This window comes from Escherichia sp. E4736, assembly GCF_005781225.1.
In the GTDB taxonomy this organism is placed as follows: Bacteria; Pseudomonadota; Gammaproteobacteria; order Enterobacterales; family Enterobacteriaceae; genus Escherichia.
The window spans coordinates 170,159-180,895 of record NZ_VATT01000018.1 but is presented as its reverse complement, the minus strand read 5'-3'; the positions used below and the strand labels follow the sequence as shown (position 1 = coordinate 180,895).

The following is a 10,737-nucleotide window of genomic DNA, read 5'->3' as shown; positions in this document are numbered from 1 at the left end:
CACGGAAATATACTTTTATCTAATACACAAAGAGAGTCAATGATGAGTAAAATTACAGGTGTTTTAGTTGATAACCATATCTATGATATTAAAAATGATATGAAGGGTGGTTACAATTTTCCTAATAGCCTGTTCCCAGGCGCCACCTTCAAGATGGTCATTGATAATGACCCCGTTAATAATGACAAGGTAATATGGAGCTGTAGCACTGATGCAGGCAATAATGCTCTGGCGGTTAGTCAGGATGGCACAGTGACTTTTCCGAATGTAGATGAAAGGTGCGTTTGGAAGATTTTTGCTATTTTTGCCACTGATAAAATAACGAATAAATCCGCCGGCGCTTATACTTTTCTCGTGAAGCGTTTTTTCAAATACAGCATTGAAAATTATAAATCAGTTAAAAATATTTTACCGTGGATTGAAAACATGAACGGAGAATTTCCTGAAGCGCAGGATATCGACAGTTACGATTATAATGATCATAATTCAGGACATATTATCAAGCGAGAAGTTAACGCAGGACTTTTCCAGGAATGGGGCAATGTAGCTAATAGTGGATGGAACACAAATAGTGAGTATGCAGGTATTTGTAGAATTTACGCTTTTAATAAAGAAAATAATACTTATTATTGGCTGAAAAATGATGGGGTCAGACAGGAATTGAGCGGGGGGTTCACTGCTCAGGCAGTTGCATCCTACAGTGAACCCATCGACTGATTGTGCTTTTTGTCCACTATCACTTGAATTATTGCAGCGTAAAAAAGCAGCCCATATAAACATACGGGCTGATGCATTTTATTAAACTCGAACGAAACTATTTTTAATGTGGTGCGCTTCGTGACAATAAGTTAATCACCAACACTCCGGCACAAATCAACATCATGCCTATAATGGCTGGCAGATCCAACCGTTGGCCGAAAAATCCCCAGGAAAGTAAACTAATCAGGACGATACCGACTCCTGACCAGATAGCATAAGCAATCCCTGTAGGAATATAAGCCAGCGTCTGAGCTAATAACCAGAATGATGCACAGTAACAAATAATTGTACCAACAGAGGGCCATAACCGTGTAAACCCCTCTGAAAACTTCATTAAGGTTGTACCAATGACCTCTGCAAGTATTGCACCACCAAGATAAATATAAGGGTTCATAGCCTATTCTTTCCTGTTAATACCGAAGAGAATTGTACTACAGTTTGAACTTAACTCACTGGTTTCTGCTGGTGCATTCATTGACGTTCTTCATCAGTGCTTCAGGAAATGGGCGGATGGAAATCCATAGAAATAGTGCGTAGATATGCTCACCTTGCGCCTAATCATTTGACGGAGCACGCGAGGAAAACTGACGACATTTTTGGTGATGATGTCCCAAAGATGTTCCATTTCTGAAATTATGGGGAAATAAAGAAGGCGTAACTGATTGAATTGTAATGGCGCGCCCTGCAGGATTCGAACCTGCGGCCCACGACTTAGAAGGTCGTTGCTCTATCCAACTGAGCTAAGGGCGCATTACACCGCGAGATGCTGTAATCGCGTGAATTATACGGTCAACCCTTGCTGAGTCAATGGCTTTTGAACCGGTTGCTGAACAAGTGTACGGCGGTGTCTATTTATCTCACCATGAGAGCAAGGAAACACATATCCGCCCTCAGTCTGGGACAGGTAAACCTGTTTTCATTGATAAAGAGTACAATTTTCTTACGTTACGAAAAATTGTGCGTTTATATGAGCCGGGTAACTATCAAACCAGCAACTCTCTGTTGCCAAAAAAACAGCGGATTACAGATAGTCCAGAAAACGAAACCTGACAGCGCGCCTCGCTTCTGACAAAATAGGCGCATCCCCTTCGACCTACGTAACAGATGGAATCCTCTCTCTGATGGCAGCAAAGATTATAGATGGTAAAACGATTGCGCAGCAGGTGCGCTCTGAGATTGCTCAAAAAGTTCAGGCGCGTATTGCAGCCGGACTGCGGGCGCCGGGACTGGCCGTTGTGCTGGTGGGTAGCAACCCTGCATCGCAAATTTATGTCGCAAGCAAACGCAAAGCTTGCGAAGAGGTGGGATTCATCTCCCGCTCATACGACCTTCCGGAAACCACCAGCGAAGCAGAGCTGCTGGAGCTTATCGATGTACTGAATGCCGACAACACCATCGATGGCATTCTGGTACAACTGCCATTACCGGCAGGTATTGATAACGTCAAAGTGCTGGAACGTATTCACCCGGACAAAGACGTGGACGGTTTCCATCCTTACAACGTCGGTCGTCTGTGCCAGCGCGCGCCGCGTCTACGTCCCTGCACTCCGCGCGGTATCGTCACGCTGCTTGAGCGTTACAACATTGATACTTTCGGCCTCAACGCCGTGGTGATTGGCGCATCGAATATCGTTGGTCGCCCGATGAGCATGGAACTGCTGCTGGCAGGTTGCACCACCACCGTGACTCACCGCTTCACTAAAAATCTGCGTCATCATGTAGAAAACGCCGATCTGTTGATCGTTGCCGTCGGTAAGCCGGGCTTTATTCCAGGTGACTGGATCAAAGAAGGCGCAATTGTGATTGATGTCGGCATCAACCGTCTGGAAAATGGCAAAGTTGTGGGCGACGTAGTGTTTGAAGACGCGGCTAAACGCGCCTCCTGGATTACGCCTGTCCCCGGCGGCGTTGGCCCGATGACGGTTGCCACGCTGATTGAAAACACGCTACAGGCGTGCGTTGAATATCATGATCCACAGGGTGAGTAACATGGCGACATTTTCTTTAGGTAAACATCCGCACGTTGAACTGTGCGACTTGCTGAAACTGGAAGGCTGGAGCGAAAGCGGCGCGCAGGCGAAAATCGCGATTGCCGAAGGCCAGGTGAAAGTCGACGGTGCGGTTGAAACGCGCAAACGCTGCAAAATCGTCGCCGGTCAGACAGTGAGTTTTGCAGGTCACAGCGTACAGGTTGTTGCCTGATCCCTTTCCCGGCCTGTATCAACAGGCCGGTTCTCTTTTCAGACTTTTGCCCTCTACGCCCCGTTCATCCATGCTGATAGCATCGACATTTTGCCGAAGCGACCATCATGCCAACCGTTATTACGCACGCAGCCGTTCCCCTATGCATTGGTTTAGGGTTGGGTTCGAAAGTCATCCCTCCGCGTCTGTTATTTGCCGGAATCGTCCTGGCGATGCTGCCCGATGCCGATGTATTGTCGTTTAAATTTGGCGTTGCTTACGGCAATGTTTTTGGTCATCGCGGGTTTACCCATTCGCTGGTGTTTGCGTTTGTTGTCCCGCTGTTATGTGTGCTGATTGGACGTCGATGGTTCAGGGCTGGGCTGATTCGCTGCTGGCTGTTTTTAACCGTCTCATTGCTATCGCACAGCTTGCTGGATTCGGTAACCACTGGCGGTAAGGGCGTTGGCTGGCTGTGGCCGTGGTCAGATGAACGCTTTTTCGCTCCCTGGCAGGTGATTCAAGTCGCGCCGTTTGCGTTGTCTCGTTACACCACGCCGTACGGACATCAGGTGATAATTTCTGAATTGATGTGGGTGTGGTTGCCGGGGATGGTGCTGATGGGAATGTTGTGGTGGCGCAGGCGATAACCGGATGCGAGAACTCGCATCCGGCAATAGCGCAATTACTTACGACGCCAGGTGGTCCCTTGCGGGCCATCTTCCAGCACGATCCCCATCTCATTCAGACGGTCACGCGCCGCATCTGCCGCCGCCCAGTCTTTCGCTTTACGGGCATCCAGACGCTGTTGAATTAACGCTTCAATCTCAGCCACTTCGCTGTCGTCTGCCTGCGCACCGCTTTGCAGGAACGCTTCCGGTTCTTGCTCCAGCAGGCCCAATACAGCGGAAAGTTTACGCAGGTGAGATGCCATTGCGTTCGCCGCTGCCATATCTTCTGCTTTCAGACGGTTCACTTCACGCGCCATATCAAACAGCACGGAATAGGCTTCCGGGGTGTTGAAATCATCGTCCATCGCTTCAATAAAGCGCGCTTCAAACGCTTCGCCACCAGCAGGAGCAACGGTTTTGTCTGTACCGCGCAGCGCAGTGTAGAGACGCTCCAGCGCCGCACGCGCCTGCTTCAGGTTCTCTTCGCTGTAGTTCAGCTGGCTGCGATAGTGGCCCGACATCAGGAAGTAACGCACGGTTTCCGCGTCGTAGTATTTCAGCACATCGCGCACGGTAAAGAAGTTACCCAGCGATTTGGACATCTTCTCGCGGTCAACCATCACCATCCCGGAGTGCATCCAGTAGTTCACATACTGCCCATCATGGGCACAGGTGGACTGAGCGATTTCGTTTTCGTGGTGCGGGAACATCAGGTCAGAACCGCCGCCGTGGATATCAAAGTGGTTACCCAGCTGCTTGCAGTTCATTGCCGAACATTCAATGTGCCAGCCAGGACGGCCCGCGCCCCACGGAGACGGCCAGCTCGGTTCGCCCTCTTTCGACATCTTCCACAGAACGAAGTCCATCGGGTTGCGTTTGTCGTCGACCACGTCAACGCGCGCGCCTGCCTGCAGCTGGTCGAGATCCTGACGTGACAGCACGCCATAAGTCGGATCGGTCGGGACGTCGAACATCACGTCGCCGTTGTCAGCCACATAAGCGTGACCTTTGGCGATCAGTTGTTCAGTGAGTTCAATAATTTCTGCGATATGGTGCGTCGCGCGCGGCTCCATATCCGGGCGCAGAATGTTCAAAGCATCAAAATCTTTGTGCATTTCGGCGATCATGCGATCCACCAGCGCCACAAAGCTTTCGCCATTTTCATTGGCGCGCTTGATGATTTTGTCGTCGATATCGGTAATGTTACGCACATACTTCAACTTATAGCCGAGGAAACGCAGGTAACGCGCAACCACGTCAAAGGCAACAAAGGTACGCCCGTGACCGATATGACAGAGATCGTAAACGGTGATTCCACACACGTACATGCCGACTTCCCCGGCGTGAATAGGCTTAAATTCCTCTTTTTGGCGTGTCAGAGTATTGAAGATTTTTAGCATCGAAGATTCCGTTTAGACATGTGTGGGTAATTGAGTTGCGTATAATACCCATATTTCCCGCGCGAATCAGCATACATTGCGAGATGATCCGATCGTGCGGTTATGCTATAACACCACCCTATATATGACCCGAACCGGGTTGAAGAACCAATCAAACGGAACAGGATGCAAAAATGGTTACTTTCCACACCAATCACGGCGATATTGTCATCAAAACTTTTGACGATAAAGCACCTGAAACAGTTAAAAACTTCCTGGACTACTGCCGCGAAGGTTTTTACAACAACACCATTTTCCACCGTGTTATCAACGGTTTTATGATTCAGGGCGGCGGTTTTGAGCCGGGCATGAAACAAAAAGCCACCAAAGAGCCGATCAAAAACGAAGCCAACAACGGTCTGAAAAACACCCGTGGGACGCTGGCAATGGCCCGTACTCAGGCACCGCACTCTGCAACTGCCCAGTTCTTCATCAACGTGGTTGATAACGACTTCCTGAACTTCTCCGGCGAGAGCCTGCAAGGTTGGGGTTACTGCGTGTTTGCTGAAGTGGTTGAAGGCATGGACGTAGTCGACAAAATCAAAGGTGTCGCTACCGGTCGTAGCGGTATGCACCAGGACGTGCCAAAAGAAGACGTCATCATTGAAAGCGTGACCGTTAGCGAGTAATCGTGGCGACACTCTTTATTGCAGATCTTCATCTCTGCGTGGAAGAACCGGCGATCACCGCCGGTTTTCTGCGTTTTTTAGCGGGAGAAGCCCGCAAGGCCGACGCGCTGTATATTCTTGGCGATCTGTTTGAAGCCTGGATTGGCGACGACGATCCCAGCCCGTTTCATCGCCAGATAGCGGCTGCGATCAAAGCGGTATCCGATTCCGGCGTTCCCTGTTATTTCATTCATGGCAACCGTGATTTTCTGCTCGGCAAACGCTTTGCCCGTGAAAGCGGCATGACGTTATTGCCGGAAGAAAAAGTGCTCGAACTTTATGGCCGTCGGGTGCTGATTATGCATGGCGACACGCTGTGCACCGATGACGTCGGTTATCAGGCATTTCGCGCTAAAGTCCACAAACCCTGGCTGCAAACGCTATTCCTCGCCCTACCGTTGTTTGTGCGCAAACGTATTGCCGCGCGAATGCGAGCGAACAGTAAAGAAGCCAACAGCAGTAAATCGCTGGCAATCATGGACGTTAACCAAAACGCGGTGGTCAGTGCGATGGAAAAACATCAGGTGCAATGGCTGATTCACGGGCATACCCATCGCCCGGCAGTGCATGAGCTCATCGCCAATGCGCAACCGGCTTTTCGCGTGGTACTCGGTGCCTGGCATACGAAAGGTTCAATGGTGAAAGTCACGGCAGATGACGTTGAATTAATTCATTTTCCCTTCTGAACACGAATGAATAGATTCTGAAAAAGCGCCGGACTAACGCAACCTGTATATCTTTTTCTGAGCCAGCAAGGTAATAAATCCCTGAGTGAAATAACAACAGGGAATATTATTATGCAACGCTGCAACGGATTTTTTATTTCTGGCATCGCCCTTACGGCAGGTGCACCTCTGTGTATTAGCTGGTTCGGTCTTGTCGGCTTCTATTTTGGCGTATTGTCACTGGTAGCTGCGGCGGTCATTTCGTGGATAGTCTATTTCTGGCTCATTTATTTAGTACTCACCCGCCCTCACAACCAACGCTTTGTAGAAAGATTTATATTGATTGTTGGTATTTGCTTTTTTCCGTGGAGCATTGTGCTGATATGGGCATTCTTTGCCAGTTCAGCCAGAGCGCATAATCAACACGCAGAGCAGACTAAAAACTCAACAACTGACGGTTAATTCCGCCTACGCAACCGTTTTCCTTGCTCTCTTTCCGTGCTATTCTCTGTGCCCTCTAAAGCCGAGAGTTGTGCACCACAGGAGTTTTAAGACGCATGTCTTCCCGCAATAATCCGGCGCGTGTCGCCATCGTGATGGGGTCCAAAAGCGACTGGGCTACCATGCAGTTCGCCGCCGAAATCTTCGAAATCCTGAATGTCCCGCACCACGTTGAAGTGGTTTCTGCTCACCGTACCCCCGATAAACTGTTCAGCTTCGCCGAAAGCGCCGAAGAGAACGGTTATCAGGTGATTATTGCGGGCGCAGGCGGCGCTGCACACCTGCCGGGCATGATTGCCGCCAAAACGCTGGTGCCAGTGCTGGGCGTGCCCGTACAGAGCGCCGCACTGAGCGGTGTCGATAGCCTCTACTCCATCGTACAAATGCCGCGCGGCATTCCGGTGGGTACACTGGCGATTGGTAAAGCGGGCGCGGCAAACGCGGCGTTACTGGCAGCACAAATTCTTGCGACTCATGATAAAGAACTGCACCAGCGTCTGAATGACTGGCGCAAAGCCCAGACTGACGAAGTGCTGGAAAACCCGGACCCGCGAGGTGCGGCATGAAACAGGTTTGCGTCCTCGGGAACGGGCAGTTAGGCCGTATGCTGCGCCAGGCTGGCGAACCGTTAGGCATTGCTGTCTGGCCGGTCGGGCTGGACGCTGAACCGGCGGCGGTGCCTTTTCAACAAAGCGTGATTACCGCTGAAATCGAACGCTGGCCGGAAACCGCATTAACCCGCGAGCTGGCGCGCCATCCGGCATTTGTGAACCGCGATGTGTTCCCGATTATTGCCGACCGTCTGACTCAGAAGCAGCTTTTCGACAAGCTTCACCTGCCGACCGCGCCGTGGCAGTTACTTGCCGATCGTAGCGAGTGGCCTGCGGTGTTTGATCGTTTAGGTGAGCTGGCGATTGTTAAGCGTCGCACTGGTGGCTATGACGGTCGCGGTCAATGGCGTTTACGCGCCGATGAAACCGAACAGTTACCAGCAGAGTGTTACGGCGAATGTATTGTCGAGCAAGGCATTAACTTCTCTGGTGAAGTGTCGCTGGTTGGCGCACGCGGCTTTGATGGCAGCACAGTGTTTTATCCGCTGACGCATAACCTGCATCAGGACGGTATTTTGCGCACCAGCGTCGCTTTCCCGCAGGCTAACGCGCAGCAGCAGGCGCAAGCTGAAGAGATGTTGTCGGCGATTATGCAGGAGCTGGGCTATGTGGGCGTGATGGCGATGGAGTGTTTTGTCACCCCGCAAGGTCTGTTGATCAACGAACTGGCACCGCGTGTGCATAACAGCGGTCACTGGACGCAAAACGGCGCCAGCATCAGCCAGTTTGAGCTGCATCTGCGGGCGATTACCGATCTGCCGTTACCGCAACCGGTAGTGAATAGTCCGTCGGTGATGATCAACCTGATTGGTAGCGATGTGAATTATGACTGGCTGAAACTGCCGCTGGTGCATCTGCACTGGTACGACAAAGAAGTCCGTCCGGGGCGTAAAGTGGGGCATCTGAATTTGACCGACAGCGACACATCGCGTCTGACCGCGACGCTGGAAGCGCTGATCCCATTACTGCCGCCGGAGTATGCCAGCGGCGTGATGTGGGCGCAGAGTAAGTTCAGTTGAGCCATATCGGGTGGCTAATTCTCGTCACCCGTCACCTCATTTCAGCCGATGCCACGGAATCAGATTATCCATTAACACCGCCAACAAAATACTAACCAGCAATCCGTTACTTAATAATGGGCGAAGCGTTAATGGCAGATCCTGTAAATAGACAGGCGGTAATCCCATTAAAAAGATCCCAACAAATAACGGTAGTGCGAGTCGATAAACATTACGCGCCGTAAAGTTAATTTGTTGGCTAAAAAGTAGCGCAGAAAAGAGTAATGGCAAATAAGACACTAACATTACCGCACTCGTTACCGGCAGCGGAATACTGCTGAATAAGCGCGTCAGTGGCGGAGTCATCGCTACCAACAAACAAATCGCACTACCGTAGAGAAATGAACGACGTGTCGCATCGCCAGTTTGCGTTAATAAACCAATAGACGAAACGAACGGCGAAAAGGGAATAATAGCCATCGGCACCGTCACCAGCGTCATCACCCCTGTGACCACGAAACTTCGACGATAACGTCTGTTTCCCGCCCCTTGTTGTGGGTAAAAAATATCAGTACCCCGGACTGCGCCATAAGTATTGCTGATATTAACCAGACCGGTAATTACCGCCGTCACAATAATCCCTGGGGATAACTTGCCTCCGCTCCCCAAGGGAAACCATTGCCAGTGCAGTTCAGAATGAATGATTGGCGATGAAGGAAAGCAGAAACGCCAAAGTAGCCAACCTAGTATTGTCCCCACCAATACCCCATAACGTGCCAAACGCTGGGGAAGAAAAATAATCATCGCCAGCACCAGACACATTACCGCTACCGACAGAGCAAACGCTGGAAACTGAATTTTAAAATTTGGGTCAGCAATACCAAACGGCAAACCTAACATTCCCTTAAAGAAGATAGTGGTAAGCTGCGCGCCCAGCATCAACATAAAAACGACCATCACGGTTGGGGTGAACAAGCGTGCCAGACGGTGACCTAACCCACTAATACCAATTAAAATAGTCAGTACGCCGGAAATCGCAATTCCTGCTACCAGACTATTGGCAATATCATTGAGCGGTGTACCTCGCGATGATTCACCCAACGTGATGGTGAGGATCGTTCCCCACCATAAACCTCCAGGCCCTTCCATAATAGCGCGGCGATGACCGAAAAATGCCTGAGCGATACAGGCTAATGCGGTTGCCAGAAATGCATATTGCGTCAGTGTCAGCAAACAGCTTTGCGGTAGCTGAAATGCCGAAAGCAACGTTGGCGGAACCACTACGGTGTTACAAAAAATGAAGAAAAACCACTGAAAACCAGACAACATATTTTCGCGGTTAAATGAAATATTAAACATAGGAACACCTGTTAAAATCGCGCCAACTGCTATCATTTATCGAATACAGATAACTTCATTCCCCACCAGCCAGGTATTAAAAACCTTGTCTGCAGCATATTTTAATTTAGCAGTAAGGGGTAATCCACGCTAATCCCTCTTCCGTAGTGGTCTTCGGTTTATATTCACATCCTACCCACCCATCGTAGTTTGATTGCGCAATTACCGTAAAGAGATATTCGTAATTAATTTCTCCGGTCCCTGGTTCGCCGCGATGTGGATTATCGGCAATTTGCAGGTGACCAATTTTATCGGCCCACTGAGTCATGGTATTGGTTAATTCACCTTCCATCCGCTGCATGTGATAAATGTCATACTGAATTTTAAAATTGCAGCAACCAACATCATCAATCAATTTCAGCGCCTGCCGAGTTCCGGTGAGATGGAAACCAGGAATATCAAAATGGTTAATAGGTTCAATCAGTAATAAAATATCTTCTTTCATCAGCATATTCGCGGCATAACGCAGGTTTGCTACAAGCGTTGCGTGAATCTGTTCACTGCTGAAACCAGCCGGCGTTTTACCGACCAGACAGTTAATTTTTTTATTACCCAGTGCACGAGCATAACGAATCGCTGCTGCTACGCCATCCCGAAACTCTTCTTCACGGCCAGGAATACAGGCAATACCCCGCTCGCCCGCCGCCCAGTCACCTGCCGGTAAATTGTGCAGCGTATGTTCGAGTTTATTACTCGCCAGCACCTGTTTTAATTCTTCAATGTCGTAGTCATAAGGGAACATAAATTCAACGCCACGAAAACCACACTGTGCAGCTTTCTCAAAACGGGCGAGAAAATCATATTCACCAAATAACATCGATAAATTAGCAGAGAAACGTAACATTA

14 protein-coding genes, 1 tRNA gene and 1 pseudogene are annotated in these 10,737 nt (G+C 49.8%); 11 read left to right on the top strand and 5 right to left on the bottom strand.

Annotated elements, in window-relative coordinates:
• Positions 1-39 precede the first annotated feature (39 nt).
• Positions 40-717 carry a hypothetical protein gene (locus FEK46_RS14485; RefSeq protein WP_131161008.1) on the top strand — a complete coding sequence of 226 codons (678 nt, stop codon included), beginning with the start codon at positions 40-42 and terminating at the stop codon, positions 715-717.
• A gap of 103 nt (positions 718-820) precedes the next feature.
• Here the strand turns inward: FEK46_RS14485 and emrE are convergent, their stop codons facing one another.
• Positions 821-1,153: a multidrug efflux SMR transporter EmrE gene (gene emrE, locus FEK46_RS14480; RefSeq protein ID WP_001070440.1), complete on the bottom strand. Its 333-nt coding sequence runs from the start codon at positions 1,151-1,153 to the stop codon at positions 821-823.
• 93 nt (positions 1,154-1,246) lie between these two features.
• On the opposite strand from emrE, the pseudogene FEK46_RS14475 reads away from it, so the two are divergent.
• A pseudogene (locus tag FEK46_RS14475) lies at positions 1,247-1,390 on the top strand (integrase); the annotation flags it as partial.
• A 42-nt stretch (positions 1,391-1,432) separates the two neighbouring features.
• Here FEK46_RS14475 and FEK46_RS14470 read toward each other — a convergent pair.
• Positions 1,433-1,509, bottom strand: a tRNA-Arg gene (locus tag FEK46_RS14470).
• A 57-nt stretch (positions 1,510-1,566) separates the two neighbouring features.
• Between FEK46_RS14470 and FEK46_RS14465 the strand changes: the two genes are divergently transcribed.
• The 4 genes from FEK46_RS14465 to FEK46_RS14450 all read left to right on the top strand — a co-directional run bounded on the left by FEK46_RS14465 (position 1,567) and on the right by FEK46_RS14450 (position 3,590).
• The gene (locus tag FEK46_RS14465; protein WP_130206377.1) at positions 1,567-1,809 is read left to right on the top strand and encodes a hypothetical protein; all 243 of its coding nucleotides are present in this window, start codon (positions 1,567-1,569) and stop codon (positions 1,807-1,809) included.
• Positions 1,810-1,880: 71 nt separating this feature from the next.
• Positions 1,881-2,747 carry a bifunctional methylenetetrahydrofolate dehydrogenase/methenyltetrahydrofolate cyclohydrolase FolD gene (gene folD, locus FEK46_RS14460; RefSeq protein ID WP_135559977.1) on the top strand — a complete coding sequence of 289 codons (867 nt, stop codon included), beginning with the start codon at positions 1,881-1,883 and terminating at the stop codon, positions 2,745-2,747.
• 1 nt (position 2,748) lies between these two features.
• Positions 2,749-2,961 carry a ribosome-associated protein YbcJ gene (gene ybcJ / locus FEK46_RS14455; protein WP_000190288.1) on the top strand — a complete coding sequence of 71 codons (213 nt, stop codon included), beginning with the start codon at positions 2,749-2,751 and terminating at the stop codon, positions 2,959-2,961.
• Between the two features lie 107 nt (positions 2,962-3,068).
• On the top strand, positions 3,069-3,590 hold the full coding sequence (locus FEK46_RS14450) for a metal-dependent hydrolase (RefSeq protein WP_131161007.1): 522 nt from the start codon (positions 3,069-3,071) through the stop codon (positions 3,588-3,590).
• Positions 3,591-3,625: 35 nt separating this feature from the next.
• On the opposite strand, the gene cysS is transcribed toward FEK46_RS14450, so the two are convergent.
• The gene (cysS, locus tag FEK46_RS14445) at positions 3,626-5,011 is read right to left on the bottom strand and encodes a cysteine--tRNA ligase (RefSeq protein ID WP_000912345.1); all 1,386 of its coding nucleotides are present in this window, start codon (positions 5,009-5,011) and stop codon (positions 3,626-3,628) included.
• A 173-nt stretch (positions 5,012-5,184) separates the two neighbouring features.
• Here cysS and ppiB point away from each other — a divergent pair, with 173 nt between their 5' ends.
• The 5 genes from ppiB to purK all read left to right on the top strand — a co-directional run bounded on the left by ppiB (position 5,185) and on the right by purK (position 8,514).
• On the top strand, positions 5,185-5,679 hold the full coding sequence (gene ppiB, locus FEK46_RS14440) for a peptidylprolyl isomerase B (protein WP_000256002.1): 495 nt from the start codon (positions 5,185-5,187) through the stop codon (positions 5,677-5,679).
• Between the two features lie 2 nt (positions 5,680-5,681).
• Positions 5,682-6,404, top strand: a complete 723-nt coding sequence (gene lpxH, locus FEK46_RS14435; protein ID WP_135559978.1) for a UDP-2,3-diacylglucosamine diphosphatase — start codon at positions 5,682-5,684, stop codon at positions 6,402-6,404.
• A gap of 111 nt (positions 6,405-6,515) precedes the next feature.
• Entirely contained in the window at positions 6,516-6,845 is a 330-nt protein-coding gene (locus tag FEK46_RS14430) for a hypothetical protein (RefSeq protein ID WP_135559979.1), read from the top strand.
• A gap of 95 nt (positions 6,846-6,940) precedes the next feature.
• Complete coding sequence (purE, locus tag FEK46_RS14425) at positions 6,941-7,450, top strand: 5-(carboxyamino)imidazole ribonucleotide mutase (protein ID WP_001295318.1); 510 nt, start codon at positions 6,941-6,943, stop codon at positions 7,448-7,450.
• Complete coding sequence (purK, locus tag FEK46_RS14420; protein WP_000815528.1) at positions 7,447-8,514, top strand: 5-(carboxyamino)imidazole ribonucleotide synthase; 1,068 nt, start codon at positions 7,447-7,449, stop codon at positions 8,512-8,514. The genes purE and purK overlap by 4 nt, the downstream gene beginning before the upstream one ends.
• A gap of 36 nt (positions 8,515-8,550) precedes the next feature.
• On the opposite strand, the gene FEK46_RS14415 is transcribed toward purK, so the two are convergent.
• Both FEK46_RS14415 and hyi read right to left on the bottom strand, forming a co-directional pair.
• Positions 8,551-9,852 carry a uracil/xanthine transporter gene (locus FEK46_RS14415; protein WP_130206365.1) on the bottom strand — a complete coding sequence of 434 codons (1,302 nt, stop codon included), beginning with the start codon at positions 9,850-9,852 and terminating at the stop codon, positions 8,551-8,553.
• A 106-nt stretch (positions 9,853-9,958) separates the two neighbouring features.
• A complete protein-coding gene (gene hyi, locus FEK46_RS14410; RefSeq protein WP_135494260.1) occupies positions 9,959-10,735 on the bottom strand; it encodes a hydroxypyruvate isomerase in 777 nt (258 codons plus the stop codon).
• Positions 10,736-10,737: the final 2 nt, after the last annotated feature.

What these genes read in the sequence shown, in the direction of transcription:
- FEK46_RS14485 (WP_131161008.1), top strand. Translation starts at nt 40, where the DNA reads ATGATGAGTAAAATTACAGGTGTTTTAGTTGATAACCATATCTATGAT.
- emrE (WP_001070440.1), bottom strand. Translation starts at nt 1,153, where the DNA reads ATGAACCCTTATATTTATCTTGGTGGTGCAATACTTGCAGAGGTCATT.
- FEK46_RS14465 (WP_130206377.1), top strand. Translation starts at nt 1,567, where the DNA reads ATGGCTTTTGAACCGGTTGCTGAACAAGTGTACGGCGGTGTCTATTTA.
- folD (WP_135559977.1), top strand. Translation starts at nt 1,881, where the DNA reads ATGGCAGCAAAGATTATAGATGGTAAAACGATTGCGCAGCAGGTGCGC.
- ybcJ (WP_000190288.1), top strand. Translation starts at nt 2,749, where the DNA reads ATGGCGACATTTTCTTTAGGTAAACATCCGCACGTTGAACTGTGCGAC.
- FEK46_RS14450 (WP_131161007.1), top strand. Translation starts at nt 3,069, where the DNA reads ATGCCAACCGTTATTACGCACGCAGCCGTTCCCCTATGCATTGGTTTA.
- cysS (WP_000912345.1), bottom strand. Translation starts at nt 5,011, where the DNA reads ATGCTAAAAATCTTCAATACTCTGACACGCCAAAAAGAGGAATTTAAG.
- ppiB (WP_000256002.1), top strand. Translation starts at nt 5,185, where the DNA reads ATGGTTACTTTCCACACCAATCACGGCGATATTGTCATCAAAACTTTT.
- FEK46_RS14430 (WP_135559979.1), top strand. Translation starts at nt 6,516, where the DNA reads ATGCAACGCTGCAACGGATTTTTTATTTCTGGCATCGCCCTTACGGCA.
- purE (WP_001295318.1), top strand. Translation starts at nt 6,941, where the DNA reads ATGTCTTCCCGCAATAATCCGGCGCGTGTCGCCATCGTGATGGGGTCC.
- purK (WP_000815528.1), top strand. Translation starts at nt 7,447, where the DNA reads ATGAAACAGGTTTGCGTCCTCGGGAACGGGCAGTTAGGCCGTATGCTG.
- FEK46_RS14415 (WP_130206365.1), bottom strand. Translation starts at nt 9,852, where the DNA reads ATGTTTAATATTTCATTTAACCGCGAAAATATGTTGTCTGGTTTTCAG.
- hyi (WP_135494260.1), bottom strand. Translation starts at nt 10,735, where the DNA reads ATGTTACGTTTCTCTGCTAATTTATCGATGTTATTTGGTGAATATGAT.